Annotated in this window: 7 protein-coding genes; 1 reads left to right on the plus strand and 6 read right to left on the minus strand. The window is 53.1% G+C overall.

Going from position 1 to position 16,088, the window contains the following annotated elements; translation table 11 throughout:
- Nucleotides 1-20 precede the first annotated feature (20 nt).
- Together ABD949_RS26970 and ABD949_RS26975 are read right to left on the minus strand one after the other, a co-directional pair.
- Nucleotides 21-2,699, minus strand: a complete 2,679-nt coding sequence (locus ABD949_RS26970) for a TonB-dependent receptor (RefSeq protein WP_345248953.1) — start codon at nucleotides 2,697-2,699, stop codon at nucleotides 21-23.
- A 125-nt stretch (nucleotides 2,700-2,824) separates the two neighbouring features.
- Entirely contained in the window at nucleotides 2,825-3,841 is a 1,017-nt protein-coding gene (locus tag ABD949_RS26975; RefSeq protein WP_345248955.1) for an aspartate-semialdehyde dehydrogenase, read from the minus strand.
- A 144-nt stretch (nucleotides 3,842-3,985) separates the two neighbouring features.
- Here ABD949_RS26975 and ABD949_RS26980 point away from each other — a divergent pair, with 144 nt between their 5' ends.
- On the plus strand, nucleotides 3,986-6,400 hold the full coding sequence (locus tag ABD949_RS26980; protein WP_345248957.1) for a TonB-dependent receptor: 2,415 nt from the start codon (nucleotides 3,986-3,988) through the stop codon (nucleotides 6,398-6,400).
- A 377-nt stretch (nucleotides 6,401-6,777) separates the two neighbouring features.
- On the opposite strand, the gene ABD949_RS26985 is transcribed toward ABD949_RS26980, so the two are convergent.
- The 4 genes from ABD949_RS26985 to ABD949_RS27000 form a co-directional block, all read right to left on the minus strand.
- Complete coding sequence (locus ABD949_RS26985) at nucleotides 6,778-6,993, minus strand: hypothetical protein (RefSeq protein WP_345248959.1); 216 nt, start codon at nucleotides 6,991-6,993, stop codon at nucleotides 6,778-6,780.
- Nucleotides 6,994-7,135: 142 nt separating this feature from the next.
- Nucleotides 7,136-10,576, minus strand: a complete 3,441-nt coding sequence (locus ABD949_RS26990; protein ID WP_345248961.1) for a ThuA domain-containing protein — start codon at nucleotides 10,574-10,576, stop codon at nucleotides 7,136-7,138.
- Nucleotides 10,577-10,628: 52 nt separating this feature from the next.
- Nucleotides 10,629-14,138 (minus strand): VCBS repeat-containing protein, encoded by a 3,510-nt coding sequence (locus tag ABD949_RS26995; RefSeq protein WP_345248963.1) that lies wholly within the window; start codon nucleotides 14,136-14,138, stop codon nucleotides 10,629-10,631.
- A gap of 84 nt (nucleotides 14,139-14,222) precedes the next feature.
- A complete protein-coding gene (locus tag ABD949_RS27000; protein ID WP_345248965.1) occupies nucleotides 14,223-16,082 on the minus strand; it encodes a RagB/SusD family nutrient uptake outer membrane protein in 1,860 nt (619 codons plus the stop codon).
- Between the last annotated feature and the right edge of the window lie 6 nt (nucleotides 16,083-16,088).

Consider the following 16,088-nt stretch of genomic DNA (forward strand, 5'->3'; position numbering starts at 1 on the left):
TTCCTGACGGTTTTGGTTGCTTAGAAGTCATTGTCTTCAGAGCCTTCTCGTTCTTCCCGGTCCTTACGCTCACGGTCGCGGAATACCTGCTTGCTGAGCCGGTAGCTGAAACCAATAAAGGCAATGCGTGTTTCACGCTTGTTGCGGCTGACTGCCGTGAAGTTAGACCCGAATGTTTCGCTTCTGAATTGCAGGGTGTTAAAAATATCACTGATGCGGAAGTTTACGGTGCCACGGCCTTTAAGAACTTCCTGCTTTACGCCAAAGTCGACGTTAAAGAAGCCTTGAATCGTGCCCTGGGCTACAATAAAGGGTGACCGATAGTTCACAGCTACCTGCATATCGGTGCCTTTTCTTGGACTTAGCGAAGAGTTCAACCGGGCAGTCCAGCTCTGGTTGGTGCGGCTCAACGCTTCCGGTACGCCCGGTCCCGGCTGTATATTGGCCTGGAAAAACGTGAAGTTTCCGTTTACCTTCCACCATTTCAAAATCTCCTGACTCAACACGATCTCGACGCCATAATTCTGGGCCCGGTTGAGGTTGAGGGAAGTCTGCTCGGTAACCCCGTCTGGACGCAGGGTGCGGTAGCGCGTGATACTATTGTTGGTCTGCCGGAAGAACAGAGACGACGTAAGCGATGTGGTTTTACCATACCACAGGTGACTTAACTCAAACGAGTTAATCAATTCCGGATTCAGGTTTGGGTTACCGAAAGATATGTTTAACGGATCGGTCAAGTCAATAAAGGGATTAAGCGCCCGTACCCAGGGCCGGTTGATCCGCCGGGTATAGTTGACCTGCATCTTCTGTGCCTGACTGACATTGTAGTTCAAAAAAGCACTGGGAAACAGGTAAATGTAATCGCGGGTGTTTCGCTGACCCGTCGTAAGTTGGTCGGTTGTGATGGCTGTATATTCAGTGCGTAAACCTACCTGATAGCTGATCTTTTTGAACTCGTTCCCGAAATTGACGTAGGCCGCGCTGGTCCGCTCATCGTATACAAAGTTGTTACTAATGGCTTCATTTCTGACAAATACGCCGTTCAACTGATCATTAAAGACATAATCTGCCCCCAGTAGGCGGGCGGTATATTTCAAACCGGCTTCAAAGCGTTTTTTGTCTTTCATCGGCTCCACAAAATCCAACTGCAAAACGCCCACCCGGTTGTCTTCTGCGTTGGTGCTCCGCTGCTGACCTATCCGCAGATTAGGGGTTAAAAGGTTCTCGGGTAGGGTAGTGCTGAGGCTATAGTCGGTAAATTCGGTGCCTTTGTTTGTTGAAAGGGTAGCGTCGAAGTTGAGCTCCCGGCCCTGCTTGGGGAATTTACGGCGGTACCCAAACGTATAATCAAAGCCACTTTCTGGTTCCCGTTCTTCGGACGTACGAATAAGGCGACCTAACAAATCCCGGTTTCGATCCAATGAATTAATGACTTCTGTACTGGGATTGCGGTCCCGGTCGGTACGGTACAAAATGGATGCGGTCACATTGTCGCGTGGGGTCAGGCTATAATCAAGACCCACACGGGCGTTGTGATTATTGCCAACCCGGAAACCGTCGTTGCGCTGAACCAGGTAACTGGTTGAATCTTCAAAGAAATTTTGCCGCTCAGAGTTCCGGAAGCTGAAGCGCCGGTCGTGGCGGAAGTTATAACTCCCAAACAGGTTCACCTTTTTTAGCCGGTAGTTCAGATTAACGGAGGCATTGTATTTATCACGGGTGCCCACATTCATCTGAACGTTACCGTTGAAGCCCTGCGCACGCTCTTTTTTCAGGACTATGTTGATAATACCAGCGGCACCATCGGCATCGAAGCGGGCCGATGGATTTGTTATCAACTCGACGCGCTCGATGTTACTGGCGGGAATCTGCTCCAGCACAGCCTGGCGGTCCAGACCCGTGAGACCAGAAGGTTTGCCATCAATCAGGATAATGACATTGCTGCTACCGCGTAAGCTTAAGGTGCCGTCGACATCTACCGTTACGGATGGCACATTTTGCAGGATATCAACCGCAGAACCCCCCAGCGCTGTTGGCAGTTGGTCTACATTCACAATTTTGCGGTCCAGAGAATAATCCATCAGCTGCTTTTGGCCCTGCACAACTACCTCCTGCAACTGCCGAACGCTTTCATTCATCACTACATTACCGAGTTCAACCTCCGGCTTCTGAACGCTGATGGCCACGGATGGCAGGCGTTTCGCTTCAAACCCGAGCGACTGAATAAGGATGTAATAGTTTCCGGGAGGTAAGCCTTCCAGTTGAAAATAGCCTCGTTCATCGGTTAAGGCACCAGCCACCGTACTGGAGTCACGAGTGCGGAATACTCCGACGCTGGCAAATTCGACAGGTAGATTTTTGCCGCTCTGAATAGCCATGAGCCGGCCCGACACCTTACCGATGCGGGCGGAACTTTCCGTACGTTCGGTTGAGGGGCTGCGTTCGGGTAATGCCGTTGGTTGCGGAGTGGCCAGAGGCTGCGAAATGTCGATGGCCCGTTCCACCGCTGGCGCTGTTTGGGTTCGGACCGTATCCAGGCGGTCGGCGGAGTTAAGTTGGGTTGTATCCGGGCGGATCGGTGGGGGAGATACCCGTTGCGTGGAATCGATCGGTTTAGACGGGATTTCCTGCGCTCTGGCAGCACCGGCTACCCAAAACAGCAGTATACCCAAAGGGATTAGGTATTTCAGTATATTCATGACCTTTAGCGGATAAGCGTAACACGTACTCTTTTAAATAGGACAATTTTGGGGCTAAAAAGTTTGAAAAAGAAAAACTCCGCCGGGCTGCCCGGCGGAGTTTTTCTTTTTGTATTACTTATTTCTTATGCCAGGTTTGGCTCCGCTTCATCAACCAGTTTGTGCTGCATCAGGTATTCGGCGATCTGAACGGCGTTGGTAGCGGCTCCCTTGCGGAGGTTGTCGGCCACAATCCACAGGTTTAGCGTTTTGGGCTGGCTTTCGTCGCGACGGATGCGGCCAACAAACGTTTCGTCTTTGCCGTGGGCGGTCAGCGGCATTGGATACAGGAAGTTCTTGGGATCATCCTGCACAACAACACCTTCTGTTTCGTTCAGAATGGCGCGTACTTCCTCCAGATCATACTCGTTCTCAAACTCTATGTTCACCGCTTCGGAATGGCCGCCGATGGTTGGGATTCGAACCGTGGTAGCCGTTACCGCGATGCTGTCGTCTCCCATGATCTTCTTCGTCTCATTGGTCATCTTCATCTCTTCTTTGGTGTAACCATTGTCGAGGAATACGTCGATGTGCGGCAGCACGTTCAGGTCGATTGGGTGGGGGTATACCTTGGGCACTTCCTGATCACCGTTCCGCTCCGCAAACAACTGATCAACGGCCGCTTTACCCGTACCGGTTACCGACTGATACGTCGACACCACCACGCGCTTAATTTTATACTTTTTATGCAGAGGATTCAGCACCACCACCATCTGAATGGTCGAGCAGTTGGGGTTGGCAATGATTTTGTCGTCTTTGGTCAGCTCACCGGCGTTAATCTCCGGAACCACCAGTTTTTTGGTGGGGTCCATGCGCCAGGCGGAAGAGTTGTCCACCACGGTAATACCGGCCTCGGCAAACTGCGGAGCCAATTTCAGGGAGGTACCGCCACCGGCCGAGAAAATGGCAATGGCAGGTTTGGCCGCGATGGCATCTTCGTAGCTCACCACCGTGTACTGTTTACCCTTAAACGTCACCTGTTTACCAACAGAACGCTCAGATGCTACGGGAATCAGTTCAGTCACGGGGAAGTTACGCTCCTCCAGCACTTTCATAATTTCGCCACCGACCAGGCCGGTAGCTCCTACTACTGCAATTTTCATGGTTTTATTGACTTAACATCGGTTTGAAACAGGCCGCATTGGCAACCCGGTGCAAAATTACGCTAAAAGTTTGACAGACAGGATCAGCTAATCTAAAAATTGCCTGGGCTTTGGCGCGTATATTTGTGAATTATTGTATGGCCAATGAATCCACACCGCCTATCCGCATTGCTTTGCGGCCTCTTTTGTCTACTAATTCACACCCTACCGGCGCAGAACTTCCCGTTCCGCATCCGGTTGCAGGAGGCTAACCGGCAACCGGTAGTTGGGGCTACGCTCCGCCTGACCGAACTGGCGGATACGACCCGGCACCTATATACGATCAGCGATACCTCAGGGATAGCCTCGTTTCAAGCGCAGGCCGGACAAACCTACCGGCTACTGGTTACGTCTGTTGGCTTAAAACCCTTGCAGCGGGTAGTGAAGCCGACCACGGGGCAACCCCTGCTGACGCTCGTGATGGAGGAGGATAATATTACGTTGCAAACCGTATCGGTAACGGCCGCTAAGCCGCTGGTGACGCAGGAAGATGACAAAACCATAGTGGACCCGGAACCAATTGCCAGTACCAGCACCAGCGCCTACGAGATCATGGAGAAATCGCCGGGCGTTTTTCTGGACCCCGACGGCAACGTGTACCTAAGCAGCACCACGCCGGCTACTATATACATCAATGGCCGGGAGCAAAAGATGAGCGCAGCCGACATTGCCTCCATGCTGAAGAGTCTGCCGCCCAACAGCATTGCCAAAATTGAGATCATGCGGACGCCCTCCGCCCGCTACGATGCTGCCGGTAGTGGAGGTATAGTGAATCTCGTGCTGAAGAAAGGGGTAAAGATCGGCCTTACAGGCTCGGCCAATGCTGGTTTTAACCAGGGCCGTTTTGGAAACCAGTTTGCGGGTATAAACCTGAACAATAGCCAGAACGGTCGCACCTCGTACCTGAATTTGAACTACACCCGCCGGAATCTGTACGAAGAGATTCAGACCAACCGGCGGTTCTCACCCGATTCGCTGCTGCGGCAGGACGCATACACGACGTTTCCGGCTCAAACTGTGTATGCCGGTTATGGGCTTGGTTTTGAGCCGGGTAAGCGCTGGGATATTAATGTGGATGGGCGGTTCTCCTGGAACCAGAACAACTCGCAGGCCGGCAATGATAACCAGATCATTCAGCTCAGTACGGGCCGCCTGTTAACGGAAAACCTCAACCAGGTCAGCAACCAGAATCGCATTCTCTCGTTCAGTCAGGGCTTCTCGACAAAGTATAAGCTGGATACCATCGGTTCTGAACTGACCACCGATGTGTCTTACAACCTGATCAGCAATCGGGGCTTACAGGACTTTACCACCCAGTACCTGTTACCAGTCAGACCTGCAACGGCCGGCGACGGCTCGTTCGACAACCAGCGCCACCTGGGAGCCGCTCAGGTGGATTTGCGGTACAAGGTGACGCCAACCATCACGCTCGAAACCGGAGCGAAAACCACTGTTCAGTATTTTACCAGCGTGTCGGCGTATTTCCGGCAGGTGGGTGACCAGCGGCTACCCGATCGTTTCCGCACCAATACCTTCGATTACCGGGAAAATATCAACGCGGCTTATGTACAAGCTTCCAAAGGGTTGGGTTCGTTTCTGCTGAAAGGCGGGGTCCGGCTGGAAAATACCAATATGTATGGGCGGCAGCGGGTACCGGCGGATACCTCGTTTCAGATCAACCGCACCGACCTGTTCCCTTACGTTTATCTGAGCCGGCGGGTGGCCAAAATTGCCGGGTATGAACTGCGGAGTTATCTGGTGTATCGGCGGTCTATCACCCGGCCGGTTTATGATTACCTGAACCCGTTCCCCCGCTACGTAGACCAGTACCTGTACGAGGCCGGTAATCCGGCGTTGCGGCCGCAGTTTACCGAAAACTATGAGGTGAACATCAGCGTTGAGGACCGGCCGCTGTTTGCGCTGGGGCGTAATCATACCCGCGATATATTCACGAATGTGGTGTATCAGGACCCCAACAACCGTAGTCTCGCTTTTCGTACCTACGATAACCTGGGTACCAACCGCGAAACCTATTTCCGGCTACTGGCGGGCATTCCGCCCATCAAGCGCTACTTCTTTGTGTTTGGCGCCCAGTTCAACTACAACGACTACAGTGGCTTATACGAAGGGCGTCCGCTGAACTTCCAGCGCGGCAGTTGGTCGTTCTTCACCTATCACCAGCTCAAGATCGACCGGCGCTCAACGTTTACCCTGAACGGGTTTATCCGCACTAACGGACAGCTACAATTCTATGAGCTAAGCAACTTTGGAGCCCTCAACATGAGCCTGAACCGCCGGTTTATTGAGGATAAACTGATGGTGACACTGACGGCCAACGACCTGTTTTTCACCAACTATTACCAATTTACCATCCAGCAGGGGAGCTTATCGGCCAGTGGTCTGCGCCGGAGTGACACCCGCCGGTTGGGCCTGACGGTCCGCTACAATTTCGGTATCCGGAAGCGGGAAGAGCGGAACAATATCTTCAATATAGAGTCGCCGGAGAAGGGGAATAACTGATGGCTATCTTACCAACGTTACCTCATATTTGTTTAAATGCACGTCATCAGTCATAATAAGCAGATTAACCTCCAATGCCTGAGCTATAATTAATCTGTCAAAAGGGTCACGGTGGTGGAATGGAAGGTGCTGGACCCGTTGAATATGGTCGATTGATATCGGTATTAAGGTTATTTCCTGCGGAACAAGGTGCTCAATCGGGTACTGAATTTTCGTTTACCGATGCTTGTTTTAATAGCAATCTCCCATAGACTGGCATAACTAAAAAATAATTGGTTCGCTGAGTTCTCTATGATTGCGCTATGCGCTAGACTTAAGCGAGGATTATCGGTGATATGCCAAAGAAGTATGTGAGTATCCAGAAGTATATCCATTTCTTAAGAATACTCATCAAAATCAGGTAACGGCGCTGTAAAGTCGTCGGCCACATACAATACTGCTTCTTTGCCGGATCCCCTCTTCAGCGGAAGGTGGTTAGTTGAACCACCGGATTTCGTACGTACGATCTCAGCAGTACCAATATTTAACTCCTTTAATAACTGAATTAACTTTTCCCACTCAGGCTGACTATTTACTTCAATTGTTATTTTCATAAGTAAGACTGGAATTATTTTCAACTAGTATACAATCTATTTCTGGTATAACAAAATCACTAGAACACCGTAACAGACGCTTTAACAAAAAAGCCTCCGGACGCTATCCGGAAGCTTTTCTCGTCTGTTCTACCGTCAATTGTTATCGCCGGCTCATGGCCTGATCCTTCTCAAAATTGATCCAGTTCAGCGCGGCCAGATTCTGGGTTGGCTGCTGGTTGTTGGTAAACACAAAGTAGAGGTTGTGCTTGCCACCGGGGTCCTGAATGGGAGCGCTGATATCGGCAGCTTTGCGCCAGTCGCCGGTAGGGGTGAAGTTGGCGGTGCTGATGACCTGGCCTTTGGGCGAATCCAGGCGGACCTCGATGATACCGTTGAAGTCCTTAGACGCATAGTTGTAAGTCAGCTGTTCAATGCCTTTCAGATCAACGTTTTTCATTACAAAATAAGAGTTGTGCTTAATGCCGCTCAATCGCCGGCCCTGCCGGTTGATGTTGTACAGGTCATCAGCGTCGGAGGCTATGACTTTGGCGGGGCGCAGGATTAGCGTTTCGCTGCGGCTCAGTGGCGTAATGGCACCGCCTTTATCAGTGTAGGACGCGGTCAGGACGTAGCGACCCTGCTCGTCTTTGCCCACATGCTCCTTCAGAACTGCGGTACCCTGCTGCGGCAGCCGTACGTCGGGCTGGTCGTTGGCCAGTGACAGCACGTATTTTACAATTTCGTTAGCATCCTCACGGGAGAGCTGCGGATGGGCGTTCATGGCGTGGTCACCCCAGACACCACCGCCCCCGGTGATGACTTTATTAGCCAGCCGGGTCAGGGCACCTTTGTCACCCCGATACTTCTTTGACACCTCGATAAACGACGGCCCAACCGACTTGCCATTGATCTGGTGACAGGCTTTGCAGTCGCTGCCCGCCATCAGGTTCTTACCCAGATTAAACGTGCTGCTGATTTGCTGGTGGCCAATCTGGGCATCGTTGCCGGCCACCTTCGGAATGTAGTTCAGCGCTACCTTCACGTTCTTTTTGTCGATAACCTTGTCTTCGTTATCCTTCACGTCTACCGTGTACTTCAACGGAGTCTGGTCGGAGAAGAAGAACGTGCTATTGTCGGCAACGTTGATGGCCACCTGCGGCAGCGTATTGCCTACTTTAATCTCCAGCGTATCCATCGAACTCTGGCCAGCCGGGTCGATTACCTTTAGCGTGACCTTATAGATGCCGTTTTTCTGGAAGGTGTACGTCGGGTTTGCTTCGGTGGAGGCTACCTGGTTGTTCTCAAAGCGCCACTCGTAGCTTAACTGATCGTCTTCGTCGTAGTCATAGCTACGGCGGCTGTTGAAGGCTACCTTGAACGGAGCCAGGCCAATGGTATCGCGGGCCGATGCTACTGCCACCGGCGTGCGGTTGCCGGGGTTATACTCAATTTTCACCAGCCGGGCGTCGTCGTTGTCGATACCGTAAACGGTACCGTATTCGAGCATATAAATAGAACCATCCGGACCAATTTCCATATCGACTGGACGGCGGAAGTCACCCCGAGTCGGCATAAACTGCTCCATGCGCCTATAGTTCTGGTTCTCGTCCAGGCGAACGGCATACACCCAGTTCCGCATCCAGTCGTACATGTATAGCGCCTTGTCGTAGTAGGCCGGCAACTTCACATTTGATTTCAGATTTGGGTCGTAGTGATACACGGGGCCACCCATGGCGCAGCGGCCACCCTGACCCAGTTCCGGGAAGTCAGTCGACTTGTTGTACGGGTACCACACCATCGCCTTCTGTACGGGTGGTAGATTTTTAATACCGGTGTTGTTCGGCGAATTGTTGACTGGAGCGCTGGGGTCAAACTGAGCGCCGACGGCTTTGGTCTCGAAGTTGTACTCTTTGTACGGCTTGCTGTCGCCTACAAAGAACGGCCAGCCGTAGTTACCGGCTTTTTTGGCCTGGTTAAACTCATCGTAGCCGCGTGGCCCCTGCTCACCGTCAGTACCGGAATCCGGACCGATTTCGCCCCAGTAGACAATAGACGTAGCTGGGTCAACCGATATCCGGTAAGGGTTACGGCAACCCATGACGTAGATCTCCGGACGCGTACCCGCTGTTCCTTTCGGGAAAAGGTTGCCTTCGGGGATGGTGTAGGAACCGTCTGGCTCTACGTGAATGCGCAGGATCTTACCGCGCAGATCATTGGCGTTTCCGGCTGAGCGGGCCGCATCGAACGTCAGGCGTCCCTGCCGCCAGTCGGTAGGAGAGAAGCCACTGGACTCGAAGGGGACAGTATTGTCGCCCGTCGAGATAAAGAGGTTGCCATGCCGGTCCCAGGCCATGGAGCCGCCGGTATGGGCGCTTACTTCCAGGTCAATCGGAACTTCAATAATGGACTTTTCGGAGGCTATATCAAGGGTACCATCATCATTCATCACAAAACGGCCGATGCGCTGCTTCGTCTGCTCACCGTCTTTGATAGTGTAGAAAAAGTACAGGTAATGATTCTGGTTGAAGTTTGGGTCGATGGTCATCCCCAGCAGGCCGTTCAGGTACTTCTCCACGGCAACAACCGGGAAGTTATGCACCATTTTATTCTTGCGGGTCTTGGGGTCGTACATGTAGAACTTACCGCCCCGCTCTACATAAAACACCCGGCCATCTGGTGCCACGGCCAGTTCCATCGGCTCAGCTAGATCGTTGGACAGAACGGTCTTGGTAAACCGATTTTCCTCGGGAGTCTTAACGGCATAGGCTTTTGCATAATCCAGCTCCTTATTCTGACCAATGGCGTATTGAATACCACCCAACAGGTGCTTCACAAAGAGTGGTTCGCTGAAACTCTCGTCGGTATGGCCACCGCCGGTGTACCAGGCTCGGCCGCCGTCGAACTCATGATACCAGGCAATCGGGTGGTTGTCGCCGTTGGTACCACCCTGGTAGCTGGTCTCGTCGAGTTTGGCCAGCACCTTCACATCCTGGTTAATGTTTTTGAAGCTATACCACTCGTCGAAGCGCTCCCAACGGTTGGGCAGGTGGCTAGTGGAGATATGGCTTTTGTCGATCACATCGATACCTGCCTGCTGCTGTTTGGGATGGCTGGAGAACTGAGCCCCCACGAGTTTGTTGTACCACGGCCAGTTGTACTCTGTATCCGTAGCGGCATGAATACCCACAAAGCCACCGCCGGCCTGAATATAGCGCTCAAAGGCAACCTGCTGGTCGGGGTCGAGCACGTTCATAGTGGTGCTGAGGAAAACCACAGCGCTGTACTTCTTCAGGTTCTCGTCGGTAAACAGCGCTGCGTTCTTGGTGGTATCCACCAGAAAATTGTTCTCCTGACCCAGCTTCTGCAGCGCGGCAATACCCGCCGGAATGGACTTATGGTAAAACCCCTTTGTCCGGGAGAAGACCAAAATACGGGGTACTTTCTGCGCGACGGCCGCTACCGGGGCCGGAACTGCTGTTGGTGCCGATTGGGTTTGCGCCGTAGTGGTCTTCGGCGTTTTGCAACCGTAAAACCCACCGGCAACGGAGGCTGTCAGTAAAAGAGCCGCACTAAGTTGCGCTGCTCGTGAAGAGGTTGACATAGGGTTGGGGTAAGGAATAGTAAGGGTACTATTTTTATCGTTTATAGTCTATTTAGTGGACACGGGCAACTGCGCTAACTGCCTTCGGCAACTGGCCTTGACTCCTGGGAGCAGGCGCATGGGTAAGCGTCTTTTCGGAACTTTTTGCCTGATACGCTTTAAGCGGTTGCTGGTTGATGCCAAACAGCCAGGTATTACCCACAAGCAGAATACTCCGGACATCGCCCTGTAACCGGAAGCCGGACTGGCTCTGCGGAACGTAGGTAAACTGCCCTTTTCCGTCTCCCTTTAATAAGACGCCATAGTTAGAATCATACTTACCAAAGCGCAGCCGGCCGTGGCTGAGATTGCCGCATACCAGCAGGTCTTTCTTTCCATCCTGATCGTAATCCAAGGCGGCCAGCGCAAAAGCGGGCGAAATCTGCGCTTCGGTCGGTAATACCTGGGCCTGTAGTTTACCCGCAGCGGTACTGGCAAAACAGGTCGTCTGGAGGTGGTTGGCGTACAGCCGGCCGGCACCGTTCAGCTCTTCTTCGGTGAATACATCCTTCAGGGTAGCGTTAGCGTAGCTGTCGTACGAGGGGAAACGCTTCCGGAGCATAACGAGCTGGTCGAGGAGTTCGTCGCGGGTGGCGTGGGGGTACGATTTGCCCTGCACGTACAAGCACAGCACAGGGTCAATTTTGCCATTATTATCAAAATCCTTATAGACCAGTTCGGCGGGCTCCTGCTCGCTGGCTTTGCACTGGGAGTTCAGTCCCAGATTACCGACGACAAGGTCAGGTTTGCCGTCGCCGTTTACGTCGTCGACCAGCAGTTTGTTCCACCAGCCCCGATAAGGTTTGTCAAAGTAGGTATTGGTCTGGTCAGTCAGCTTACTGTTGGTATTGGCGAATACCGTTACCGGCATCCACTCGCCCACGACCACCAGCTCCGGCTTTTTGTCGCCGTTCAGGTCGGTCCAGGCGGCATCGGTTACCAGACCGATACGCTCAAGCTGGGGTGCCAGGGTGGTTGTCTGGTCTGTAAAGCGCCCCTGACCGTTGTTGATGAGCAGGTAACTCCGGGGGGCTTCCGGGTAGCGACCCGGTATGACGCGGCTACCCACAAATAAATCCTGCCGGCCGTCGCCGTTCACGTCCGTCGCCCGAACGCAGCTGGTACTGGTCCGCATAATGGGCAGGGCGTTGGTGCTTTTGGTAAAGTTTCCTTTGCCGTCGTTGAGGTACAGCCGGTCCTGTAGCAAGGAGTCCTCCGGCATAAAACTGCCGTATCCTCCGCTGGCTACGTACAGGTCGGCAAAACCGTCACCGTTGGCATCGAAAAAGAGGGCATCCGTATCTTCACTCGCCTTGTCGGCCTCAAAAGCTGGCTGTGGTTTCGGCACAAACCGGCCCGGCGCCTGCTGAAGGTACAACGCCCCGGCCTGACCGCTGTTGCCGCCCGCAAAAACATCGTCCAGACCGTCGCCATTAACGTCTGCCTTGACCAGACAGGGGCCGGAGAACGAAAGAGGATTGACCAGCAATGGCTGCCGTTTGAAATCATTAATGGTGTTCTTCTGATGTTGCAACGCAATTGGAGCGGATACCTCCCGGAAAACAGGAGTGGGGGTAACAGGTGCCTGGTAGATACCTGTTGCGTTTTTCTCCTGCACGGTCAGCCGTTGGTTGCCGGTTACGTTGGTCAGTAGTTGTTGTTTGCCACCCGGCCAGACAACCCGCACCGAGTCGATGGCTCTATCCGCTCCCAGACCAAAGTGCAGCACGGGTGAGACGCTGGACTGGTAACCCTGCGTCGGCATCTGTTCCCGGTATTGCTGACGGCCCTTCTGGTAGACCATTACTTTGGCCCCCAGCCCTTGTGTATTGGGCGCATTGCCTTCCAGGCGAACGGCGAGGTAATGATTCGCTGACCGGGCCGGGCCGTCGGTACGGATACCATCGTTCCGGTAGATGAAGGCAGGCTGGTTGGTGTTGTTGATAATCAGGTCCAGGTCACCGTCGTTGTCCATGTCGGCATAGGCAGCTCCGGTGCTGTTTGAGGTTTGAGTAAGTCCCCAGGCGGTACCCACGTTGGCAAAGGTAACGGCATCGGTAGCGCTACCCCGGTTCTGAAACATATAATTGGCTACATTGGACGCGGGCATCTGATGAACAAGTTGCAGCACATCTTCCCGGCTGGGATTGGTCGGCCGGTTCTGCATGAAATCGTTCATATACTTCAGAAAGTCCATGTTGGTATAGTCGCGCACGTAGCCGTTGGTCACGTACAGGTCTTTCCAGCCGTCGTTATCAAAGTCGGCCAGCAGGGGCGACCAGCTCCAGTCGGTATTGGAAATACCCGCCAGTTGGCCTACTTCCCGGTAGGTGGGTACGCCCGAGGTGGTGCCGTTACTGATGTGCAGCATATTGCGCATCAGCTGGTGGTGAAAGCCTGATTGCACGGCAAGGTCGTATTTTTCGTAATTGTCGGGGGCCATCAGCAGCTTCTGCCGGCGGTTATCTTCCGGCAGCATATCAAGGGTCAGAATATCGGGCTGGGCATCGTTGTTGACGTCTGCCACGGAATTCCCCATCGAGAAATTGGAGGTATGCCCCATGCTTGCCGGCAGCATATTGGTGAAGCCACCCTTCTTATTGTTCAGGTAGAGGTAGTCCGGAACGGTGTAGTCATTGGACACGTACAGGTCGGGCCAGCCGTCGCCGTTCAAATCCGATATGCCGATGCCAAGCCCGTAGGTCAGGGCAGAACTGCTCAGGCCGGCCCGATCGGTAATGTCGACAAAAGTAGGTGAGAACGAGGAACCGGTTTTCCGGCCTCTGTTTTCCAGCAGTCGTACCCCGGTTTCGGCATTGGGCTGCCTCAATAGGGCGGCTGTTGCGTTCGGATCCAGGATTGGTAGTAAGCGAGGATTGTGGTTCAGCAGAAACAGGTCGAGGTCGCCATCCCGGTCATAATCAAAGAAAGCCGCCTGCGTAGTCTGGGCCGGGTTGGCCAGGCCGTACTCGGCGGTGCGGTCGGTAAAGTGTGGTATACCGCTGGCGTCGGGGCCGTCGTTGATGAACAGTTCGGGAATGCGGCTTTCGGGCCGCAGGCTGCCCGAGTGGCAGACGAATATGTCAAGCCGGCCATCGCCGTTCACATCCGCCATAGTTACGCCGGTTTTCCAGGGCCCCTCGCGACCAGCAACACCCGCCGTTGCTGTAACATCCACGAACTTCATGTTCCCCTTGTTGAGGTACAACTGATTAGGGTTCATGTTGGCGGTGAAGTAAATATCGTCCAGCCCGTCGCCGTTGAGGTCTCCCACGGCTACGCCACCGCCATTGTAGAAGTATTCATACATTAAGACGTTGGTGTTCAGGCCTTCGGTCAGATTATTAGAGAAGGCCACTCCGGTTTGGTCGGGGGAGAGTAGGGTAAAGAGTGCATTATCGGGAGCAGCGGCAGGCTTTCCTTCGGCAGAAGCGGTATTCCTGTTTTGACACCCGGATATTGATACTACTCCACCAGTCAGGGCAAGCAACAGACAAAGCCAGTTAACGGTATTCAATTTCATGCAGAAAAGAAAGGCTTATAAAAAACTATGCCAGCTAAACGTAGCTGGCATAGTTTCAAAATTAACGAAAATAAGTCTATTTTCTTAATAGCCGGGGTTCTGAACCAGGTTCTTATTCCGGTTGATCTCATCCCGGTGGATTGGTAAGAAATACATCTTATCATTCCAGGTGCGGTTTTCCTTACCAGGGTCAATCTCAAATACAGTGTACTTGTAATCGTAGCTGGTTGGGTCATACTTATAGACCGATAGCGTTTTACCAGGCTTAAGCGTACCGGTGATGTTGATACCATTGGCTTTGCGGGCAAAGGCGGTCGGCGTAATCATCCAGCGACGGGCATCGTGGTAGCGCTGCTCTTCCATAAACATCTCCACCCGGCGCTCATTCCGGTAGCGCTCGCGCAGGGCCGCACCTGTTGACGTAATAGCCGGCATACCGGACCGGAAGCGAATTTTGTTCAGCCAGGTGAGGGCTTCGGCATCCTGCCCTAATTCGATACAGGCTTCAACGTAGTTCAGCACGGCCTCGGTGTATCGCAGCACCGGCCAGGGAACTTCCTGCCAGGTATTTTGGTCAACAATAGCCGGGTTGGCATCGATAAACTTCCGGGCATAGTAGCCAGTGTAGCTCCCGTTCCAGTCTTCTATTACGCTCTTACGGGTATCCAGACCGAAGTGCGTTGCCTTCTGGCCTGAGCTGTTCACGATTTCGTATGAGCCGGTCTGAATCTGCCCCAGCGGATCGCGGGGCGCGTTGGCCGATGAGCGGGGCTTCCACTGCGCTCCATCGTACAGTATTGATGCATAGAAACGTGGGTCGCGGTTGGTATAGGGAGCAGCCGCATGCTCAGCCTTGTTCCAATCGAAGCGAGAGCCGTCCATCATCTCATAATCATCGATCATGTGCTGAATCGGGGTGTTTCCTGCCCAGTTGTTATAGCCGTTCGGGCCATTGAACAGACCCTGACGACCGCCGTTCTCCTGCTTGGCATTGATGAAATAGCGACCTAAAATGATCTCTCGTTCACCGCCATTACGCGCCATAGAGTTGTTGATATAAGTCTGAATGGCTTCCTCACGCGGCAGCGGAGCCGACAGGTTCAACTGGTTGCCCAGGTTCGGCAGGTCTAAAACAGCCTTGGCGGCATCTTTGGCTTTTTGCCAGCGCTCCGTCCGGTTACCGCTTACATAACCCAGGAACTCAGGGTTCGAATAGGCGGCTATGGTAGCCGACTTAGCCTTGGCGGTCGGTATGTCGTGCAGGTCACTGGCGGCATACACCAGCACCCGCGACTTCAGGGCCAGGGCCGCAGCTTTGCTTGCCCGGCCACGAGCCATGCTTTTACCGTCGAGCAGTTTAGCCGATTCGTCCAGATCTTTCACGATAAAATTGACGTTCTCCTCCCAGGTGTTGCGCTTGGCCAAATAATCGGCTTCTCCCAGTTCGTAAGGGCGATCAACGAGAGGAACGGCACCATAATACCGGATTAACTGGTGGTAATAATACGCCCGCATAAACAGCGCTTCACCTTTCAGCCGGTCTACAATACCATTGGCATTCTCAAACTGCGGCTTCTCCAGGTTCTTCAGCGCCAGGTTTGCGGCCCGGATACGCTGATACATATTTGCCCAGCTAATCGTGCCGTTGATCCAACCCGGATCGGCCGGGTTGGAGCGTGACTCCGTAATGGTCGTGATGTTTCTACCGGGGTGCGTAAAAATGGTTTCATCCGTGAGCGAAGCTAGCATCTGCTCATCGAAACCACCGTTCCCCAAGCCTGCGTAAATTTCAGTTACGAAAGCTTCGGCCAGGGCTGCATCAGTCCAAACAGCCGCCTGAGATACCTGGTCGAGCGGTTTGGTATTTAAGAAGTTATCGTTACAACCTGTAATGACCAGTGACGTCACTATAGTTGTTAATAACGTATTTCGAATTAAACGCATAAGTAT

Origin of the sequence: Nibrella saemangeumensis, from assembly GCF_039541915.1 — a bacterium.
GTDB classification, from domain to species: Bacteria; Bacteroidota; Bacteroidia; order Cytophagales; family Spirosomataceae; genus Nibrella; species Nibrella saemangeumensis.

What these genes read in the sequence shown, in the direction of transcription:
- ABD949_RS26970 (WP_345248953.1), bottom strand. Translation starts at nt 2,699, where the DNA reads ATGAATATACTGAAATACCTAATCCCTTTGGGTATACTGCTGTTTTGG.
- ABD949_RS26975 (WP_345248955.1), bottom strand. Translation starts at nt 3,841, where the DNA reads ATGAAAATTGCAGTAGTAGGAGCTACCGGCCTGGTCGGTGGCGAAATT.
- ABD949_RS26980 (WP_345248957.1), top strand. Translation starts at nt 3,986, where the DNA reads ATGAATCCACACCGCCTATCCGCATTGCTTTGCGGCCTCTTTTGTCTA.
- ABD949_RS26985 (WP_345248959.1), bottom strand. Translation starts at nt 6,993, where the DNA reads ATGAAAATAACAATTGAAGTAAATAGTCAGCCTGAGTGGGAAAAGTTA.
- ABD949_RS26990 (WP_345248961.1), bottom strand. Translation starts at nt 10,576, where the DNA reads ATGTCAACCTCTTCACGAGCAGCGCAACTTAGTGCGGCTCTTTTACTG.
- ABD949_RS26995 (WP_345248963.1), bottom strand. Translation starts at nt 14,138, where the DNA reads ATGAAATTGAATACCGTTAACTGGCTTTGTCTGTTGCTTGCCCTGACT.
- ABD949_RS27000 (WP_345248965.1), bottom strand. Translation starts at nt 16,082, where the DNA reads ATGCGTTTAATTCGAAATACGTTATTAACAACTATAGTGACGTCACTG.